This window comes from Methylobacterium sp. WL119 (assembly GCF_008039875.1).
Classification (GTDB): domain Bacteria; phylum Pseudomonadota; class Alphaproteobacteria; order Rhizobiales; family Beijerinckiaceae; genus Methylobacterium.
The window spans coordinates 53,772-71,042 of sequence record NZ_VRUU01000015.1 but is presented as its reverse complement, the minus strand read 5'-3'; the positions used below and the strand labels follow the sequence as shown (position 1 = coordinate 71,042).

The following is a 17,271-nucleotide window of genomic DNA, read 5'->3' as shown; positions in this document are numbered from 1 at the left end:
CGGCGTCGCAGATGTCGGCCTCGACCAGGCGGTGGCGGGGATCCTCGGCGAGGGGCGCCAGCGACACCGGGTTGGCCGCGTAGGTCAGCGCGTCCAGCGTCAGCACGTCGTGGCCGAGGTCGCGCACGAGATGGAGCACGAGGGCGGAGCCGATGAAGCCGCAGCCGCCGGTCACCAGGATGCGCATGTCGGCCTCCGTCAGCTGCTCCGATGCTTCAGGTGAAATAGCCCGTCGGCAGCACCGATTTTATCTCCGGTAGCTTGCACTGAGATATGGGCCTGAAATGACGCCGCGCGATGCGCAGAGCACAATAATGCATCATGATCCGGCGTCTTCAATTATTATAACAAAGATTATCTCAAGCCGGTAGAATATGCTTGGGGGTCGATCTTCTGAGCAGGTATTTCCCTTTTTTCGCGATCGTTCGCACGACGTACTTTGACGGGTTGAGCGAAAGCGCTACGGCCAGGTTTTTCATGAACGGAAGCCAATTTCCGCTGCTGTAGTGCAGGGTCGCTATTCTGTAAGCGACAGCGGATTTCTTCAATCTCCAATTGAGGCATTTTTTCCAGATCGATTGTGAGTGAAGCATTTCCCTATATTGTTCCAGGCTTATTTCCGTGTTGCCGTTCAGGCGCCTGATCATGTTGAAATCGATGAAATCTCCGTTTTCGAAGATCTCGTTGATCCGCGTGGTCATGATGCTGCTATGCCGGCGATGCATCAAGACAGGCTCGGGCGACACGGCGATCTTGAAGCCCGCGGTCGCCATTCGCCCCCACAAGTCTCGATCATCGAGAAGATAGTTCCGATAGCCGCCCAAGCCGAGAACGACATCGCGCCGATACATCGCGGTCGGATGGATGATATTGACGATGAGGCCCGGGTCTTTTCTTGCAAGCCCACGTTCCATATCAATGGTCGGGACGCTCTTTCCGACGATCTTGTTGTCGACATCGATCATGTATGCTGCCGAGCTCAGAACGCTGACGTCCGGGTTTTCTTCCATGAATCGGATTTGCGATTTCAGCCTGTCCGGAAGCATGATGTCGTCGTCGTCCATGCAGGCAATCAGATCGTATTTCGCAAGCGACAGCCCCAAGTTCCTGGCGGCAGGACCGCCCCTGTTCGTCGGGTGACGCAACAAACGGATCCTCGCATCCTTCTTGGCGAGAGCCGCGAGGATCTCATGGGTCCCATCGGTCGACGCGTCATCGACGACGATCAGCTCGAAGTCCTCGTGGGATTGCGCCAACACGCTTCCGATGCACGCCTCTATGTACTTGGCGCGGTTATGGGTTGGCACTATGACTGTCACCGACATCGATACCTCCGAGTCCGCATCTTCGAGCAGACGAAAGACAATCTAGAAAGAAATATGATCGCTCTATATTGCGTGACCATGAAATAAAGCAGATCAAGCTTTGCAATGGGTCACGTCGATCTTCCAGCTTGAGGGTAGGCCGAATCCTCGACGAGATGACAGATTTTCAGGAGAGGCCGCGTACGCCTTTCGATCTAGCCCGAAGGGGACGGTCGAGGATACGGGTCGATCGAAGCGCTGCGATCCTGCGATCCGGCAAACCGCGTGTACCGATCCAGAGACCTCCCAAGGTCGTTTCCGGCCATGCTGGGTGGAAGGGCTTTCAGAGTCTTTGGGAGGGCTGCGGTGGCGGTCTCGTCGTGCCCGTACGGCACGCAGATGCGGCAGCGCACCACGCGGAGGCGTCGACCGGAGCCTCGGAGCCTGTCGGTGGCGGCCGCCGTCTGGTCGACGAGGACGAGGCCGTGCGGATCGAGATCGATACGGCCTCCGATCGGCCGCCCGGAAGCGACCGGCAACCGTCGGTGGCACGGATGGTGCCTGGAATGCGAAATGCCAGCTTGGGGTTGCCTGATCCGGTGCATCGGCCCACGCTCCGCTCATCCACCTCGAAACTCTGGTCCGTCCCGGGAAGTCCTGATGTCGCGTCTGTCGGCCGCCTGCCTGATCGCGGGCCTGCTCGTCTCCCTGCCGCTCTCGTCCACGGTCCTCTCGGCGCAGACCCTGCGCTACGGCATGATGGAGGACCCCGACGCCCTCGATCCGACGCTGGCGCGGACGTTCGCCAGCCGCATGGTCTTCGCCGCGCTCTGCGACAAGCTCGTCGACATCGGGCCCGACCTGAAGCCGGTGCCGCAGCTCGCCACGCAATGGGAGCTTTCGCCCGACGAGAAGACCCTGACCATGCACCTGCGGCCGGGGGTGAGGTTCCATGACGGCGAGCCGCTGAACGCGGCGGCGGCGAAGTTCTCGATCGAGCGGCACCTCAAGATGCCGGGCTCGCAGCGCCGCGGCGAGATCGCGCCGATCGACACCGTCGAGGTGGTCGACGACCTGACCTTCAAGATCAACCTGAAGACGCCGTTCGCGCCGCTGATGGCCCAGTTCACGGATCGGGCCGGGATGATGGTCTCGCCCAAGGCCGCCGAGCGGCTCGGCGACAGGTTCTCGACGGCGCCGGTCTGCGCGGGCCCCTTCAGGTTCGTCGAGCGGGTGCCGCAGGACCGGATCGTGGTCGAGCGCTTTCCCGATTACTGGAACAAGGACCAGATCCAGATCCAGCGGATCGAGTTCCGCCCGATCCCCGATGCCACCGTGCGGCTGACCAACCTGCGCGCCGGCCAGCTCGACCTGCTGGAGCGCCTGGCGCCGACCGACGTCCCCCAGGTCAGCCGCGACGCCAAGCTCGCGCTCGGATCGGTCTACGAGCTCGGCTTCCAGGAGATCCTGCTGAACCCCGCCAAGGCCGGCTCGCCGCTTGCCGACCCGAAGGTGCGCCAGGCGCTCGACCTGTCGATCGACCGCAACGCGCTCAACCAGGTGGTGTTCAACGGCGAGTTCCTGCCCGGCAACCAGTGGGTCTCGCCCAAGCACCCGAGCTACGTGACCGAATACCCGGTGCCCAAGCGCGACGTTGCCAAGGCGAAGACCCTGCTCGCCGAGGCCGGGCAACCGAAACCCCAGATCACGCTCTCGGTCTACGCCAACAGCGAGGCGCCGCAGGTCGGGCAGGTGATCCAGGCGATGGCCAGGGAGGCCGGCTTCGACATCCGGATCCAGGCCGCCGACTTCACCACGCTGCTCGACATGGCCGACAAGGGCAACTTCGAGGCCTACCTGTATTCCTGGTCCGGGCGACCGGACCCCGACGGCAACACCTTCAGCTTCCTCGGCTGCAAGACGCCGCTGAACTACAGCCGCTACTGCAACGCCGAGGCCGATGCGGCGCTCCAGGCCGAGCGCGGCACCGTCGACCCGCAGAAGCGGCAGGCCGCCTGGAAGCAGCTTGCCGACCGGGTCCTGAACGACCGCCCGGGCCTCTACCTGCTGCACCGCAAGCTGCTCTGGGCCTACACCAAGAAGCTCTCGGGCTTCGTCGCCTACCCGGACGGGCTGGCGCGCTTCACCGGGCTCAAGCTGAACTGATGCTGCGCTTCCTCGCCCGCCGCCTGGCGCTCGCGGTCCCGACGCTCGTCCTCGCCTCGATGATCATCTTCGCCCTGCAGCAATTGCTGCCGGGCGACACCGCGACCGCGCTCTCCGGCGAGGAGCGCGACCCGGAGGTGATCGCGTTCATCCGCGAGAAGTATCACCTCGATCGGGCGCTCCCCGTCCGCTACGGCTACTGGGCGGCGGGCGTCCTGACCGGCGACCTCGGCGAGTCGATCCGCCTGCAGAAGCCGGTCTCGGAACTCGTCCTCGAGAAGCTGCCGGTGACGCTCGAGCTCGCCTGCCTCGCCATGCTGGTGGCCCTGGCCATCGGCGTGCCGATGGGCATCGTCTCGGCCGCCCGCCGCGGCACCTGGGCCGACACCTTGGCCAACGGCGTCGCGCTCTGGGGCCTGTCGATCCCGAACTTCTGGCTCGGCATCCTGATGATCCTGCTGTTCTCGGTGCAGCTCGGATGGCTGCCGGCCTCCGGCTACGTCCCGCCCTCGGAGAGCCTGTGGGAGAACCTCAAGGCGATGGCGATGCCGGCCTTCGTGCTCGGCAACGCGATCAGCGCGGTGATGATGCGCCACACCCGGGCGGCGATGCTCGGCGTGCTCGGCTCCGACTACGTCCGCACGGCCCGCGCCAAGGGCGTCTCGCCGCTGCGCCTGGTGCTGCGCCACGCGCTGCCCAACGCCGCGATCCCGATCATCACGCTGGGCGCCCTCGAGTTCGGGCAGCTCCTGTCCGGCGCGGTGCTCACCGAGCAGATCTTCTCGGTGCCGGGTTTCGGCAAGCTGATGGTCGACGCGGTGTTCAACCGCGACTTCGCCACCGTGCAGGGCGTCGTGATCTGCACCGCCGCCACCTATGTCGGCCTCAACCTCGCGGCGGATGTGCTGGCGGCCGTGGTCAACCCGAAGCTGAGGCGGGCATGAGCGGGATGGATCGCGACGCCGCCGCGCTGTTGCCGCCCCCCTCCGTGGCGGGGGGACGAGCGGTGACCCTCCCGCGCGAGCCCGGCATGCTCGGCGCCTTCTGGCGCCGGCTGCGGGCGCGGCGGAGCGCCGTCGTCGGGCTCGCCATCGTCGTCGGGCTGGTGCTGATGGCGGCGTTCGCCGGATGGATCGCGCCCTACGACCCGACGGCGACCGATTGGGGCGCGGTGCGCGCCGCGCCGTCGCTGGCCCACCCGTTCGGCGGCGACGAGGTCGGGCGCGACGTGCTGGCCCGCATCGTCTACGGGGCGCGGGCCTCGCTCGGCGCCGGCCTCGTCTCGGTGGCGCTCGCGGTCTCGCTCGGCCTGCCGCTCGGGCTCGTCGCCGGCTATGCCGGCGGCTGGGTCGACGGCGCGATCATGCGGCTCACCGATGCGCTCCTGGCGATCCCGTTCCTGATCCTGGCGATCGCGCTTGCGGCCTTCCTCGGCCCGAGCCTGACCAACGCGATGGTGGCGATCGGCCTCTCGGCGACCTCGACCTTCGTCCGGCTCACCCGCGCGCAGGTCCAGGCAGTGGCGGCGGAGGAGTTCGTCGAGGCGGCGCGCTCGGTCGGCAACCCGCCCTGGCGGATCGCGCTGGTGCACATCCTGCCCAACATCGTGCCGGCGATTCTGGTCCAGGCGACGCTGACCATCGCCGCGGCGATCATCGCCGAGGCGAGCCTGTCCTTCCTCGGGCTCGGCCAGCAGCCGCCCGAGCCGAGCTGGGGCGCGATGCTCAACGTCGCCAAGAACTTCCTCGACCAGGCGCCGTGGATGGCGATCTGGCCCGGCCTGTCGATCTTCCTCGCCGTGCTCGGCTTCAACCTGCTCGGCGACGGGCTGCGCGACGCGCTGGATCCGCGGGCCCGCACATGAGCGACATGCCGCGTCTCGAAACGCCCCTGCTCGAGGTCCGCGACCTCGCCGTCGCCTTCGACACCGACGGGGGCGCGGTCCACGCCGTCAACGGCGTCTCGTACGCGCTCCGCGAGGGCGAGACGCTGGGCATCGTCGGCGAATCGGGCTCCGGCAAGAGCGTGCACGTGCTGGCCATGCTCGGCCTGATCCCGCGGCCGCCCGGCCGGATCACCGGCGGTCAGGTGCTGTTCCGGGGCCGCGACCTGCTCACCCTGCCCGAGAAGGCGCTCCGAAAAGTCCGCGGCGGCGAGATCGGGTTCGTGTTCCAGGACCCGATGAGCTCGCTCAACCCCGGCATGACCGTGGCGGCGCAGATCGTCGAGCCGCTGCGCATCCATCTCGGCCTCGACGCCCGCGCGGCGCGCCGGCGTGCGCGGGAGCTGCTCGACCTCGTCCGCATCCCGAACGCGGCCGGCCGCCTCGACCAGTACCCGCACGAGTTCTCCGGCGGCCAGCGCCAGCGCGTGATGATCGCCATCGGGATCGCCTGCCGCCCGAAGCTCCTCATCGCGGACGAGGCGACGACGGCGCTCGACGTCACGGTGCAGGCCGAGATCGTCGCCCTGGTGCAGGAGCTGAAGCGCGAGATCGGCATGGCGATCATCTGGATCACCCACGACCTCGGGGTGGTCGCCGGCATCAGCGACACGGTGCAGGTGATGTATGCCGGCCGCATCCTCGAGCGCGGGCCGGTGGACGACATCTTCGCCGACCCGCGCAGCGCCTACACCCTCGGCCTGCTGCGCTCGCTCCCCGACCTCACCCGCGGCCGGGCCGGGCGCGGGCGCCTGCGCCAGATCGAGGGCGCGCCGCCCGACATGCGCGCCCCCCCGCCCGGCGACCCGTTCGCGCCGCGCAACGCCTACGCCACTCCCCGCTGCCGCACCGAGGCGCCGCCGCTCGTCCAGGCCGCCGGCGCCGCGCCCGGCCACCTCGTCGCGGCCTGGTACGACCTTCCGGCGATCCTGGCGCGCGAAGCGGAGGAGGCACGGTGATGCGGGCCCCGGACTATCCGATCGTCTCGGTGCGCAACCTCTCGAAGCACTATCCCCTGCGCTCGTGGTGGGGCGGCAAGGCTTCGGTGTTCCGGGCGGTCGAGGACGTCAGCTTCGACATCCGCGCCGGCGAGACGCTGGGGCTCGTCGGCGAATCCGGCTCGGGCAAGTCGACCATCGGCCGTGCCGTGACGATGCTGAACCCGCCGACCGCGGGCACCGTCGCCTTCGAGGGCACGGACCTCGCCAAGCTCTCGCCACGAGCGATGCGCGGCATGCGCGCCCGCATCCAGACCGTGTTCCAGGACCCCTACGCCGCGCTCAACCCGCGGATGAGCGTCGGCGACTACGTCTCCGAGGCGTTCAAGCTGCACCGGCCCGAGATGGGCCGGGCCGAGCGCCGCGCGGCAGTGGCCGGGCTGTTCGAGCGGGTTGGGCTGGAGCCGCGCTTCGCCGGGCGGTTCCCGCACCAGTTCTCCGGCGGCCAGCGACAGCGCATCTGCATCGCCCGCGCCATCGCGCTCAAGCCGAGCTTCATCGTCGCCGACGAGCCGATCGCGGCGCTCGACGTCTCGATCCAGGCGCAGGTGGTCAACCTGCTGCAGGACCTGCAGGCCGAGCTCGGGCTGTCCTACCTGTTCATCTCCCACGACCTGCGCATGGTGCGCTATCTCTGCCACCGGGTCGCCGTGCTCTGGCGCGGCCGCATCGTCGAGCTGGCCGAGAGCGACGCGCTCTACGACGACCCGCGCCATCCCTACACGCAGCGCCTGCTCGGCGCCGTGCCGGTGCCCGACCCGGCCGCCGAGCGCGCCCGCCTCGCCGCGGAGCAGGCCCGGCCCGCCTCCCCCATCGCCGAGGGCGGCGACCTCGTCGAGGTCGCGCCCGGCCACTGGGTCGTCACGAGAAGCTGAGGATCGCCCATGAGGAACTTCGAGGGACCGGGCCGCTCGCCCGTCTACGCCGCCAACGCCGCGGTCGCGACCTCGCACCCGGCCTCGACGCTGGTGGCGATCGAGACCCTGCGCGCGGGCGGCAACGCCGTCGACGCGGCGATCGCCGCGGTGGCGGTGCAATGCGTCGTCGACCCGCTGATGACCGGCATCGGCGGCGACTGCTTCGCCCTGTATGCGCCCAACGGCGCGTCGGTGCCGATCGCGATCGACGGCTCCGGCCGCAGCCCGGCGGCCGCCGACGACGCGTGGTACCGCGAGAACGGCGTCGCGATCGAGCCAGATTCCGCGCATGCGGTGACCGTGCCCGGCGCGGTGGCGGCGTGGCAGAGGCTCGTCGAGGACCACGGCACCCGCTCCCTCGGCGAGCTGCTGCAGCCGGCGATCCGGCTGGCCGAGGACGGCTTTCCCGTTCAGCCGCGGGTCGGGTGGGACTGGGCGCGCAGCATCGGCCGGGTCGCCGGCGATCCGCACGCGGCGGCGACCTACCTGATCGACGGCCGGGCGCCGGCTGTCGGCACCGTGGTGCGGCTCGAGAAGCTGGCCGCGACCCTCCGGCGGATCGCCGGCGAGGGCGCGCGCGGCTTCTACGAGGGGCCGGTGGCCGAGGATCTCGTGAGCCGCCTGCGCGAGCGCGGCGGCCTCCACACCCTGGAGGATTTCGCGAGCGCCGCGCCGGACGTCGTCACCCCGATCAGCACCCGCTACCGCGGCTACGACGTCTACGAATGCCCGCCCGCCGGGCAGGGTCTGGCGGCGCTGATGATGCTCAACGTGCTGAAGCCCTTCGACGTCGCCGGGCTCTCCGACCTCGACCGGGTCCACCTCTTCGCGGAGGCGTGCAAGCAGGGCTACCACCACCGCGACGCCCTGTTCGGCGATCCCGAGCTCCAGGCGATCCCGGTCGAGCACCTGCTCTCCGACGCCTGGCAGGCGGCCGCCCACGGGGCGATCGACATGGCCCGCGCGCAGGTGCCGGTGCTCTATCCCGAGATCCGCGCCGAGCTCGCGGCCCGCGCGCACAAGGACACGGTCTACCTCTGCGTGGTCGACCGGGACGGCAACGCGATCTCGCTGATCAACTCGATCTTCCAGGGCTTCGGCTCGGGCATCCTTGGGCCGTCGAGCGGCGTGCTGCTGCACAACCGCGGCCTGTCGTTCCGCACGGAGGCCGGCCACCCCAACACGATCGGCCCGTCCAAGCGCCCGATGCACACGATCATCCCCGGCATGCTGATGCGGGACGGCCGCGCGGTCGCGCCCTTCGGCGTGATGGGCGGGCACTACCAGGCGATGGGCCATGTCGAGCTGCTGACCGGCCTGATCGACCGCGGCCTCGATTCGCAGGAGGCGCTCGATGCGCCGCGCAGCTTCGCCTACGGCGGCACGCTCGAGGTCGAGGGCGGCCTTTCCGGCCTCGTCGGCGGCCTGAGGGACCGCGGCCACGACGCGGTCGCCGCTCCCCTCCCCCTCGGCGGCGGGCAGGTGATCTGGATCGACCGCGAAGCCGGCATGCTGTCGGCCGGCTCGGACCCGCGCAAGGACGGCAGCGCGCTGGGATACTGAGTCCGGGCGCTTCAGGCGAAGTGCTTGGACAGCTTCAGCCCTTGCGCCTGATAGTTCGAGCCGGCGCCGGCGCCGTAGAGCATCAGCGGCACCGCCTCCATGCGCTCGTAGACGAGCCGGCCGACGATCTGGCCGTCCTCGAGCAGGAACGGCACGTCGCGGGAGCGGACCTCCAGCACCGCGCGCGCGCCGGTGCCGCCGGCGCCGGCATAGCCGAAGCCGGGATCGAAGAAGCCGGCGTAATGCACCCGGAACTCGCCGACGAGCGGGTCGAACGGCACCATTTCGGCGGCGTGGTCGGGCGGCACCTGCACCGATTCCTTCGAGGCCAGGATGTAGAACTGGCCGGGATCGAGGATCAGCGACCCGGACCCGTCGGCCGGCAGCGGCTCCCAGAACTCGGCCGCCGCGTGGCGCCCGGGCGCGTCGACGTCCACGAGGCCGGTATGGCGCTTGGCCCGGTAGCCGATCAGCCCGTCGAACCCGGCGAGATCGACCGAGACGGCGACGCCCCCCTGGAAGGACGGCGCCGCCGCGGTCACCAGCGGCGCGCGCGCGTGCAGCGCGACCAGCTCGTCGTCGCGCAGACGCACGATGCCGCGTCGGAAGCGGATCTGCGACAGGCGCGAGCCGGTGCGGACCAGGACCGGGAAGGTGCGCGGCGAGATCTCGGCGTAGAGCGGCCCGCGATAGCCGGCCCCGACCTGGTCGAACGCTTCCGCCCGGTCGGTGATAACGCGGGTGAACACGTCGATCCGCCCGGTGGAGCTCTTGGGGTTGGCCGCCGCCGCGAGGTCCTCGGGCAGCGCCAGGGATTCCTGCAGCTCGGCGATGTAGACGCAACCGGTCTCCAGGACCGCGCCGGGCCGCAGGTCGATCTCGTGGAACGCCAGCCGCTCGACGCAGGCCGAGACCGCCCGCGCCGCGCCCGGCAGGAAGCTGGTGCGCACGCGCCAGGCCCGCGCCCCGAGGCGCAGGTCGAGGCTCGCCGGCTGGATCTGGTCGGCGGCGAAGGCCGAGGCCGGCAGGATGCCGCCCGCCCGCGCCAGGGCGGCGATGCCCTCGCCCGACAGGATGCCGTCGCGCGGGGCGCCCTGCCCCGTGGCGGTGCCTGCCGCGACCGAAGGGCTGGTCTCGACCGAAGGGCTCGGCGTCGTGCTCATGTCTCTCGCGCGTCCCGTCCGGCCGTCACCATCGGCCGTTTTCGAGCAAAGCGCCTAACGTCGGCTTAAGGAGGGCCGGACCGAGGTCGCGCGCGCCTCCGCCGGGAGGGCGGCGGGCTCGTCGCCGGGCAGGGCGAGGACGATCCGGATCAGGGCGAGCCGGGCCAGGGCGCCGATCGCGACCAGGCCGGCGAGCGCGCTCGCCAGCACCGGGACCGCGCGCGGAAACACGAGCAGCGCGGCCGCGCCGGCGACGAGGCCGACCGTGCCGCCGACGCCGAGCACCAGCGAGGGCAGGCCGGCGAGCCGCGGATCGGGTCCCGCCCGGCCTGCTATGACGGCCGTCGCGATCCGCCCGGTCCCGTCGAGGATCAGCGCGGCCGCGAGCGCCGCCGCGGGCAGGAGGTTGGCGGCCGGATCGCGCCACGCGGAAAAGCCCGCAAGGGCGAGCAGCGTCGCCCAGGCCGCCACGTGGGCGAGCGCCGCCGCCGAGAGCCGAACGTCCCCCCCGCGCCGAAGCGACCTCAGATGGCACACCCACGCTTCGACCATGCCGGCCCCGTTCCTGCCGCCCGCCGCGACGTACTCCGCCGCAATTGACGGGAATTCTTCCGGCAACTACCACGTTGAATGACGCATCGAAAAGCGGCTTCGAGCCGTCTAGACCCGAGCTAGACCGAACTCGAGCGCCGCTGAAGAGGGCAATTAGGGACGATGTACAAGGCCGAGACGCGCGGGATCAGCGTGACCGTCAATCCGCGCTTCGTCGAGGAGGAATCCTCGCCGGGAGAGAGCCGGTACTTCTTCGCCTACACCGTCGAGATCGTGAACAACGGCGCCGAGCAGGTGCAGCTCCGCTCCCGCCATTGGCGCATCATCGACGGGCGCGGCGAGTGCCAGGAGGTGCGCGGCGCCGGCGTCGTCGGCAAGCAGCCGGTGCTGGAGCCGGGCGAGTCGTTCTGCTACACCAGCGGCTGCCCGCTCACCACGCCGGACGGGCTGATGGCGGGGAGCTACACCATGGCCACGGTCGCGGGCGAGAGCTTCGAGGCCGAGATCCCGGCCTTCTCGCTCGACAGCCCGCATATCCGCCGCAGCCTGCACTGATTCGAGCCGGGCAGGCCGGCGGCCCGCCCAGGACACCAAGCGATGCCCGGTTCCGGCGAGCGGCTGACCCCGCTCGACATCCTCGCCCACCTCGTCGGCTTCGACACCGAAAGCTCGAAGCCGAATCTCGACCTGATCGACTGGGTCGCCGCCTATCTCGACGGCTGGGGCGTCCCCCACCTCCGCATCCCGAACGCGGCCGGCGACCGTGCCGCGCTCTTCGCCACGATCGGGCCGCAGGTCGACGGCGGCGTCGTGCTGTCGGGGCACACCGACGTCGTCCCGGTCGCGGGACAGGCCTGGACCGCCGACCCATTCACCCTGCACGTCGCCGACGGCCGGGCCTACGGCCGCGGCGCGGTCGACATGAAGGGGTTCTGCGCCACCGCCCTGGCGCTGGTGCCGGACTGCCTCGCGGCCGGCCTCAAGCGCCCGATCCACATCCTGCTCTCCTACGACGAGGAGACCACCTGCCTCGGCGTGATGGACGCGATCGCCCGCTTCGGCGTCGACCTGCCGCGGCCGGGCGCGGTGATCGTCGGCGAGCCGACCGACCTCGAGGTCGCCGACGCGCACAAGAGCATCGTCACCTTCCACACCACGGTGCACGGCCACGAGGCGCATTCGGCCAAGCCGATGCTCGGGGCCAACGCCGTGATGGCGGCCTGCGACCTCGTCTCCGGGCTGAACGCCATCGCCGACCGGATGATCGCCCGGGGCGACGCGTCGGGCCGGTTCGATCCGCCCAGCACCACCGTGCATGTCGGCACGATCCACGGCGGCACCGCCCGCAACATCCTGCCCAAGGAATGCGCCTTCCACTGGGAGTTCCGCGGCCTGCCCGACCTCGACATGGCGGAGATCCCGCGCCTGTTCCAGGCCAAGGCCGAGGCGGTGACCCGCGAGCGCCTGAACCGCTACGGCGCGTTCGGCCGGATCGAGACCGTCGAGGAGATCGCGATCCCCGGCCTGCTGCCGGAGCCCGGCTCCGAGGCCGAGCGGCTGGCGCTGCGGCTGGCCAACCGCAACCGCACCGTGTCGATGCCCTACGCCACCGAGGCCGGGCGCTTCCAGCAGGCGGGCATCCCGACCGTGGTCTGCGGGCCGGGCTCGATCGACCAGGCCCACCAGCCGGACGAGTTCATCACGCTGGCCGCGCTCGGCCAGGGCGAGGCGTTCCTCCGCCGCTTGATCGAGGCCTGCGCCGCATGAACGAGACCGTCCCCGACAGGGTCAAGCTCCGCCCGCTGGAGCGCGAGGACCTGATGTTCGTGCATCAGCTCAACAACAACGACAGCATCATGCGCTACTGGTTCGAGGAGGCCTACGAGTCCTTCGCCGAGCTGGCGCAGCTCTACGAGCGCAACATCCACAACCAGACCGAGCGGCGCTTCATCATCGCGACGCTGAACGGGCATCCGGCCGGCCTCGTCGAGCTCGTCGAGATCAACCACCTGCACCGGCGCTGCGAGTTCCAGATCGCGATCCATCCGGGCTTTCAGGGCCGGGGCTTCGCCCGCCAGGCGACGCGGATCGCGATGGACTACGCCTTCAGCGTGCTCAACATCCACAAGCTCTACCTGCACGTGGACAAGGACAATGCCCGCGCCGTGCGGATCTACGAGAGCTGCGGCTTCCGCCCCGAGGGCATCCTGCGGGACGAGTTCTTCATGAACGGACGCTACCGCGATGCCGTACGGATGTGCCTGTTCCAGCCGGAATATCTCGCCGGCCGCCATGCCGTCGACATCGCCGAGCCGGTGCTCAAGAGCTGACCGGCGCGGCGGGTCGGGGAGGCGCCGTCGCCGGCCCCTCCCCGTTCGCACGACTGGACCGATCAATTGCGACCGGCGCCGCCCCCGTCGCGGCCGTTGCGGGTGGCGGCACCCGCGCCGCCGCGCTCGGGCGAGCCGCCGGTCATGCCGGCATCGCGCCCGCTCCTGACGCCACCGTTGGCGCCACCCCTGTCCTCGCTCTTGCCGCCGCCCATCGTCTCCGAAGCGTTGCGGATGCCGCCCCTGCCCTGGCCGCCGCGCGCATCCTGGCCCCGACGCAGGTCGGCGTTGCGCTCGGATCCCCGGTCGGCGCCCGTGTCGCGCTCGCCGGCGTTGCGCCGGTCGGCATTGCGGAAGCTGCGATCGTCGCGGGTCTCGGTCCGGGTGGAGCGGGTCCGCACGTCCGTGCGATCCTGCCCGCGGAAGCCGACGTCGACGCTGCTGCCGCGACGCTCGGTCGTGGTCACGCTGAGGCGACGGTACTCGGGCGATCCGTACAGCACCCGCTGCCCGCGGATGGTGACGTAGCGCTCGCGCGGACCGGTCTCGCGGACCGTGACGAGGCGACGGTATTCCGGCGATCCGTACAGCACGCGGTGGCCGCGGATGGTGACGTAGCGGACCCGCGGGCCGCCCCGGCGCTCGACCGTGACGAGGCGGCGATACTCCGGCGAGCCGTACACCACGCGCTGGCCGCCGACGACCACGAACCGGCCCTCGCGCCGGAAGCCGCCGCTGACCCGCTCGGACCGGAAGTCGGTGCGGGGCTCGCGCCGCTCGCTGCGCGCCTCGCGCCCGCTCCGCTCCGCCCGGTCGCGGCTCTCGTGCATCCCGTCACGATTGCCGCCGCGGCCCTCGGCCCGATCCGCGCCGCGCCGGTCGTCGCGGCCGGCGGCCTGACGATCGGCTCCTCCACGATCGGCTCCTGCACGATCGGCGCCCTGGCGATCGGACCGCCCGGCCTGCAGGCCGCTCTCGCGGCCGCCGGTTCCGTTCCCCGCGGTCGTGTTCCGGGCCTCGCCCCGCGTGTCCGACATCCGGCCGCCGGACGACGCGCCCGATGCGCGGTCGCTGCCCGGCCGTCCGCCGGTCGCGTCCGTCGAACCTGTATTCGCGCGGCCCGGCCCGGCGCCGGCCGCGTTTCCGGCCGCGCCTTGGGCGTAGACCGACGTGCTGAGCAGCAGGGCTGCGAGCCCGATGGCGATCCTTTTCAGGATGCTTCCTCCGACGTTCTTGGAAGCATCGAAACGCCGAAGGTTCGAAAACCGTTTCACGCCTCGAAACTGATTTTTATGAACTGAAGTTCAGTCTATCGCTCGATCAAGCTTGGCCGTCGTCGCGTCGGCGCGGCGTTCTATTGCTTCGGCGTGCCGCCCACTTCCGCCTCGACCTCCGCCGGGTCGAGGTCGTAGCGGCGCGAGCAGAACTCGCAGGTGATGACGACGCGGCCGTCGTCGGCCACCATCTCGCGGCGCTCCTCGGGCGAGAACGAGCGGATCATGCCCATCACCCGCTCGCGAGAGCAGCGGCACTGCTCGTGCACCGCTTGCGCCTCGAACACCCGCACGCCGCGCTCGTGGAACAGCCGGTAGAGCAGCCGCTCGCTCGAGACCGCCGGGTCGACGAGCTCGTGGTCCTCGACCGTGCCGACCAGGGCGCGCGCCTCGACCCAGGCGTCGTCCTCTTGGGTGCCGTTCTCGTCGAGGTGGACGCGGCCCTCCGGGATGTCGCCCGGCGGCAGGTCGGCCAGGCGGGCCCGGTCGATCGACTGCGGCAGGAACTGGACCAGCAGCCCGCCGGCGCGCCAGCGGCTCTGCCCGTCCTCGAAGGCTTCGGCCACGGCGAGGCGCACCTGCGTCGGGATCTGCTCGGACTGGCGGAAATACTGGTGCGCCGCCTCCTCCAGGCTCTGTCCCTCCAGCGCGACGACGCCCTGGTAGCGGCTCGCGGCCGAGCCCTGGTCGATGGTCATGGCCAGGTGCCCCTGCCCGATCAACTCGGCGGCCTTGTGCGGACCGGTGCCCAGAGCCGCGATCGCCTCCGCCTCGAAGCGGGCGGTGGCGCGCAGGCGGTCGGGCGCCTCGAAGTCGACAACGATCATCCCGACCGGGCCGTCGGTCTTGGTTTGGAGCTGGAACCGGCCCTCGAACTTCAGGGACGAGCCGAGGAGCACGGTGAGCGCCGCCGCCTCGCCGAGCAGGCGCGCCACCGCATCCGGGTAGCCGTGCCGCCGCAGGATCGTGTCGACGGACGGCCCGAGCCGGACGACGCGCCCGCGCACGTCGAGCGCCTCGACGGAGAACGGCAGCACGCAGTCGTCGGCGCCGTCGTGACCGTTGCCTTCGTTGATCGGGGTGGTGTCGTGTCCGGTGGTCATGGTGCTCAATTCGATCCTGGAAGCAATTGGCCTGGAAACGTTCGGCTTGGAAGCGTTCGGGTCGTCATCGTCTGTCTGTCAGCGCGCCGATCGGCAGGAACAGGGTGCGCGAGTTGTCCGGGAACGCGAGGAATTCCGCCCGGCTGCGGTAGAATGTCAGCGCCTGGTCGTCGAGCGCGTGGATCAGGACGGCGCCGATGCCGATCACCTCGGCGGCATTGGCGATCCGGCGCAGTGCATCGGCCAGGAGGTCGGCACCGAGCCCACGCCCGGCCCAACGCCGATCCACGGCCAGCCGACCCAGAATCGAGACCGGGATCGGCTCCGGCGCGTTGCGTCGAATCCGTCCCGGAGCATCCGCCCGGGCGACCGTTCCCGCGGAGATGCAGTAATAACCCACCACCGTGCCGTCCGCACAGATCACATAGGTCCGGGCGAACCGGCCCTCGCTGCGGCGTGCTTGCCGCTTCAGCCAATCGTCGAGCACCGGCTTGCCGCACGAGAACCCATCGAGGCCGTGCTCCGGACCCAGCGGAACCGGCGGGCCGATCATCGCTCCCAGGCCGGCTTCCTCTCCATGAGCGCGCTCAGCCTCGGTCTCGCAACCGGCGGCGCGTCGAGGGCCGCGACGAACGCGGCATGCCGCGCGTCGTCCAGGACGAACAGGCGCTGATCGAGCAGCACGTCGATGGCGTGATGACGCGCGGTGTCGATCATGAACTCGGTCCGCGTCTTGCCGAGCACCGATGCGGCGTCATCGATCAGGTCCCGCGTCTCGGCCTCGACGCGTAGGTTGATCGTCGTCCCGCGCCGCACCGGGACGTTGCTCAGCCCATCGATGCTCACGGCGACAGCCTCTCACAACCGGGTCGGGATCGGTATCTCACGCCGTGAACGTATACACGATGTTCATACGGTCAAGGCCCGCGGACCTCACGGGTCCTGCGTCCGAACGGCCTCGGCGATCCGTCCGCTCAGAGCCCGTTCGCCCGCAGGCACCACGCCAAAATGCCCTTCTGGGCGTGGAGGCGGTTCTCCGCCTCGTCGAACACCACCGATTGCGGGCCGTCCATCACCTCGGCGGTGACCTCCTCGCCGCGATGGGCCGGCAGGCAGTGCATGAACACCGCGTCCTTGGCGGCGGCGCGCATCAGCTCGGCGTTCACCTGGTAGGGGTTGAGCAGGTTGTGGCGGTGGCTCTCGTCCTCGTCGCCCATCGAGACCCAGCAATCGGTCACGACCGCGTCGGCCCCCTCGACGGCGGCGAACGCGTCGGTGGTGACGTTGACGCGGGCGCCCTCGGCGCGCGCCCAGGCCATCAGCGCGGGCGGGGGCGCCAGCTCGGGCGGGCAGGCGACGTTGAGGGTGAAGTCGAAGCGTGCGGCCGCGTGCGCCCAGCTCGTCAGCACGTTGTTGGCGTCGCCCGACCACGCCACTGTGCGGCCCTTGATCGGCCCGCGATGCTCCTCGAAGGTCAGCACGTCGGCCATGATCTGGCACGGATGCGACAGCTTGGTCAGCGCGTTGATCACCGGCACCGTGGCGTTCTCGGCCAGCTCGAGCATCAGCGCGTGATCGAGGATGCGGATCATGATCGCGTCGACGAAGCGGGAGAGCACCTGCGCGGTGTCGCCGATGGTCTCGCCGCGGCCGAGCTGCATCTCGGAGCCGGTCAGCATCAGCGTCTCGCCGCCGAGCTCGCGCATCGCCACGTCGAACGAGACGCGGGTGCGGGTCGAGGGCCGGTCGAACACCATCGCGAGGTTCTTGCCGGCGAGCGGGCGCTCCACGGCGACCTCGCCCTTGCGGCGGCGCGCCTTGATCGCGGCCGCCGCGTCGAGCACCCGGCGCAGGTCGGCGCCGGAGAAGTCCGACAGGTCGAGGAAGTGGCGGGGCGCGCTCGCGCCGGCCGTCTGGCCGCTGCTCTGGCCGTTCGCTGGGGCAGTCATCTCAACACAT

The 17,271-nt window shown here is 70.3% G+C and carries 19 protein-coding genes; 10 read left to right on the top strand and 9 right to left on the bottom strand.

Annotated features, from left to right (window positions below; genetic code table 11):
• A partial coding sequence (locus tag FV227_RS08865; RefSeq protein WP_147858754.1) for an NAD-dependent epimerase/dehydratase family protein occupies positions 1-187 on the bottom strand: 187 nt, incomplete at its 3' end.
• Between the two features lie 172 nt (positions 188-359).
• Positions 360-1,325 (bottom strand): glycosyltransferase family 2 protein, encoded by a 966-nt coding sequence (locus FV227_RS08860; RefSeq protein WP_147858753.1) that lies wholly within the window; start codon positions 1,323-1,325, stop codon positions 360-362.
• Between the two features lie 639 nt (positions 1,326-1,964).
• On the opposite strand from FV227_RS08860, the gene FV227_RS08855 reads away from it, so the two are divergent.
• From FV227_RS08855 to FV227_RS08830, 6 genes are all read left to right on the top strand, one after another.
• Positions 1,965-3,470 (top strand): ABC transporter substrate-binding protein, encoded by a 1,506-nt coding sequence (locus FV227_RS08855; RefSeq protein WP_147728790.1) that lies wholly within the window; start codon positions 1,965-1,967, stop codon positions 3,468-3,470.
• Positions 3,470-4,414: an ABC transporter permease gene (locus FV227_RS08850; RefSeq protein ID WP_147728789.1), complete on the top strand. Its 945-nt coding sequence runs from the start codon at positions 3,470-3,472 to the stop codon at positions 4,412-4,414. The genes FV227_RS08855 and FV227_RS08850 overlap by 1 nt, the downstream gene beginning before the upstream one ends.
• A gap of 86 nt (positions 4,415-4,500) precedes the next feature.
• Entirely contained in the window at positions 4,501-5,334 is an 834-nt protein-coding gene (locus FV227_RS08845; protein ID WP_243950113.1) for an ABC transporter permease, read from the top strand.
• 5 nt (positions 5,335-5,339) lie between these two features.
• Positions 5,340-6,371: an ABC transporter ATP-binding protein gene (locus tag FV227_RS08840; RefSeq protein WP_147858752.1), complete on the top strand. Its 1,032-nt coding sequence runs from the start codon at positions 5,340-5,342 to the stop codon at positions 6,369-6,371.
• Positions 6,371-7,285 (top strand): ATP-binding cassette domain-containing protein, encoded by a 915-nt coding sequence (locus FV227_RS08835; RefSeq protein WP_147858751.1) that lies wholly within the window; start codon positions 6,371-6,373, stop codon positions 7,283-7,285. The genes FV227_RS08840 and FV227_RS08835 overlap by 1 nt, the downstream gene beginning before the upstream one ends.
• A gap of 9 nt (positions 7,286-7,294) precedes the next feature.
• The gene (locus FV227_RS08830; protein ID WP_147858750.1) at positions 7,295-8,890 is read left to right on the top strand and encodes a gamma-glutamyltransferase family protein; all 1,596 of its coding nucleotides are present in this window, start codon (positions 7,295-7,297) and stop codon (positions 8,888-8,890) included.
• Positions 8,891-8,901: 11 nt separating this feature from the next.
• Here the strand turns inward: FV227_RS08830 and FV227_RS08825 are convergent, their stop codons facing one another.
• Together FV227_RS08825 and FV227_RS08820 are read right to left on the bottom strand one after the other, a co-directional pair.
• Positions 8,902-10,053: a 2'-deoxycytidine 5'-triphosphate deaminase gene (locus FV227_RS08825; RefSeq protein WP_147858749.1), complete on the bottom strand. Its 1,152-nt coding sequence runs from the start codon at positions 10,051-10,053 to the stop codon at positions 8,902-8,904.
• 54 nt (positions 10,054-10,107) lie between these two features.
• Positions 10,108-10,605, bottom strand: coding sequence for a hypothetical protein (locus tag FV227_RS08820; protein ID WP_147858748.1), 498 nt, complete (start codon positions 10,603-10,605; stop codon positions 10,108-10,110).
• Between the two features lie 162 nt (positions 10,606-10,767).
• Between FV227_RS08820 and apaG the strand changes: the two genes are divergently transcribed.
• From apaG to speG, 3 genes are read left to right on the top strand one after another with little or no spacing between them, the layout of a single operon-like run.
• The gene (gene apaG / locus FV227_RS08815) at positions 10,768-11,160 is read left to right on the top strand and encodes a Co2+/Mg2+ efflux protein ApaG (protein ID WP_147729503.1); all 393 of its coding nucleotides are present in this window, start codon (positions 10,768-10,770) and stop codon (positions 11,158-11,160) included.
• A 42-nt stretch (positions 11,161-11,202) separates the two neighbouring features.
• Positions 11,203-12,372, top strand: a complete 1,170-nt coding sequence (gene argE / locus FV227_RS08810) for an acetylornithine deacetylase (RefSeq protein ID WP_147729504.1) — start codon at positions 11,203-11,205, stop codon at positions 12,370-12,372.
• Entirely contained in the window at positions 12,369-12,935 is a 567-nt protein-coding gene (gene speG, locus FV227_RS08805; RefSeq protein ID WP_147844564.1) for a spermidine N1-acetyltransferase, read from the top strand. The genes argE and speG overlap by 4 nt, the downstream gene beginning before the upstream one ends.
• A 62-nt stretch (positions 12,936-12,997) precedes the next feature.
• On the opposite strand, the gene FV227_RS08800 is transcribed toward speG, so the two are convergent.
• Positions 12,998-13,765 (bottom strand): hypothetical protein, encoded by a 768-nt coding sequence (locus tag FV227_RS08800; protein WP_348642584.1) that lies wholly within the window; start codon positions 13,763-13,765, stop codon positions 12,998-13,000.
• Here FV227_RS08800 and FV227_RS30440 point away from each other — a divergent pair.
• Complete coding sequence (locus FV227_RS30440; protein WP_348642583.1) at positions 13,760-14,236, top strand: hypothetical protein; 477 nt, start codon at positions 13,760-13,762, stop codon at positions 14,234-14,236. The genes FV227_RS08800 and FV227_RS30440 overlap by 6 nt on opposite strands.
• A gap of 53 nt (positions 14,237-14,289) precedes the next feature.
• On the opposite strand, the gene FV227_RS08795 is transcribed toward FV227_RS30440, so the two are convergent.
• From FV227_RS08795 to argF, 4 genes are all read right to left on the bottom strand, one after another.
• Positions 14,290-15,312 (bottom strand): Hsp33 family molecular chaperone, encoded by a 1,023-nt coding sequence (locus FV227_RS08795; RefSeq protein ID WP_147858747.1) that lies wholly within the window; start codon positions 15,310-15,312, stop codon positions 14,290-14,292.
• A 64-nt stretch (positions 15,313-15,376) separates the two neighbouring features.
• A complete protein-coding gene (locus tag FV227_RS08790; RefSeq protein ID WP_147727008.1) occupies positions 15,377-15,865 on the bottom strand; it encodes a GNAT family N-acetyltransferase in 489 nt (162 codons plus the stop codon).
• Positions 15,862-16,158, bottom strand: a complete 297-nt coding sequence (locus FV227_RS08785; protein WP_147727007.1) for a DUF1778 domain-containing protein — start codon at positions 16,156-16,158, stop codon at positions 15,862-15,864. The genes FV227_RS08790 and FV227_RS08785 overlap by 4 nt, the downstream gene beginning before the upstream one ends.
• Positions 16,159-16,286: 128 nt before the next feature.
• Positions 16,287-17,261 carry an ornithine carbamoyltransferase gene (gene argF, locus FV227_RS08780; RefSeq protein WP_147727006.1) on the bottom strand — a complete coding sequence of 325 codons (975 nt, stop codon included), beginning with the start codon at positions 17,259-17,261 and terminating at the stop codon, positions 16,287-16,289.
• Positions 17,262-17,271: the final 10 nt, after the last annotated feature.

Coding starts and splice junctions, on each gene's coding strand:
- FV227_RS08860 (WP_147858753.1), bottom strand. CDS start 1,325: ATGTCGGTGACAGTCATAGTGCCAACCCATAACCGCGCCAAGTACATA.
- FV227_RS08855 (WP_147728790.1), top strand. CDS start 1,965: ATGTCGCGTCTGTCGGCCGCCTGCCTGATCGCGGGCCTGCTCGTCTCC.
- FV227_RS08850 (WP_147728789.1), top strand. CDS start 3,470: ATGCTGCGCTTCCTCGCCCGCCGCCTGGCGCTCGCGGTCCCGACGCTC.
- FV227_RS08845 (WP_243950113.1), top strand. CDS start 4,501: ATGCTCGGCGCCTTCTGGCGCCGGCTGCGGGCGCGGCGGAGCGCCGTC.
- FV227_RS08840 (WP_147858752.1), top strand. CDS start 5,340: ATGCCGCGTCTCGAAACGCCCCTGCTCGAGGTCCGCGACCTCGCCGTC.
- FV227_RS08835 (WP_147858751.1), top strand. CDS start 6,371: ATGCGGGCCCCGGACTATCCGATCGTCTCGGTGCGCAACCTCTCGAAG.
- FV227_RS08830 (WP_147858750.1), top strand. CDS start 7,295: ATGAGGAACTTCGAGGGACCGGGCCGCTCGCCCGTCTACGCCGCCAAC.
- FV227_RS08825 (WP_147858749.1), bottom strand. CDS start 10,053: ATGAGCACGACGCCGAGCCCTTCGGTCGAGACCAGCCCTTCGGTCGCG.
- FV227_RS08820 (WP_147858748.1), bottom strand. CDS start 10,605: ATGGTCGAAGCGTGGGTGTGCCATCTGAGGTCGCTTCGGCGCGGGGGG.
- apaG (WP_147729503.1), top strand. CDS start 10,768: ATGTACAAGGCCGAGACGCGCGGGATCAGCGTGACCGTCAATCCGCGC.
- argE (WP_147729504.1), top strand. CDS start 11,203: ATGCCCGGTTCCGGCGAGCGGCTGACCCCGCTCGACATCCTCGCCCAC.
- speG (WP_147844564.1), top strand. CDS start 12,369: ATGAACGAGACCGTCCCCGACAGGGTCAAGCTCCGCCCGCTGGAGCGC.
- FV227_RS08800 (WP_348642584.1), bottom strand. CDS start 13,765: ATGCACGAGAGCCGCGACCGGGCGGAGCGGAGCGGGCGCGAGGCGCGC.
- FV227_RS08795 (WP_147858747.1), bottom strand. CDS start 15,312: ATGACCACCGGACACGACACCACCCCGATCAACGAAGGCAACGGTCAC.
- FV227_RS08790 (WP_147727008.1), bottom strand. CDS start 15,865: ATGATCGGCCCGCCGGTTCCGCTGGGTCCGGAGCACGGCCTCGATGGG.
- argF (WP_147727006.1), bottom strand. CDS start 17,261: ATGACTGCCCCAGCGAACGGCCAGAGCAGCGGCCAGACGGCCGGCGCG.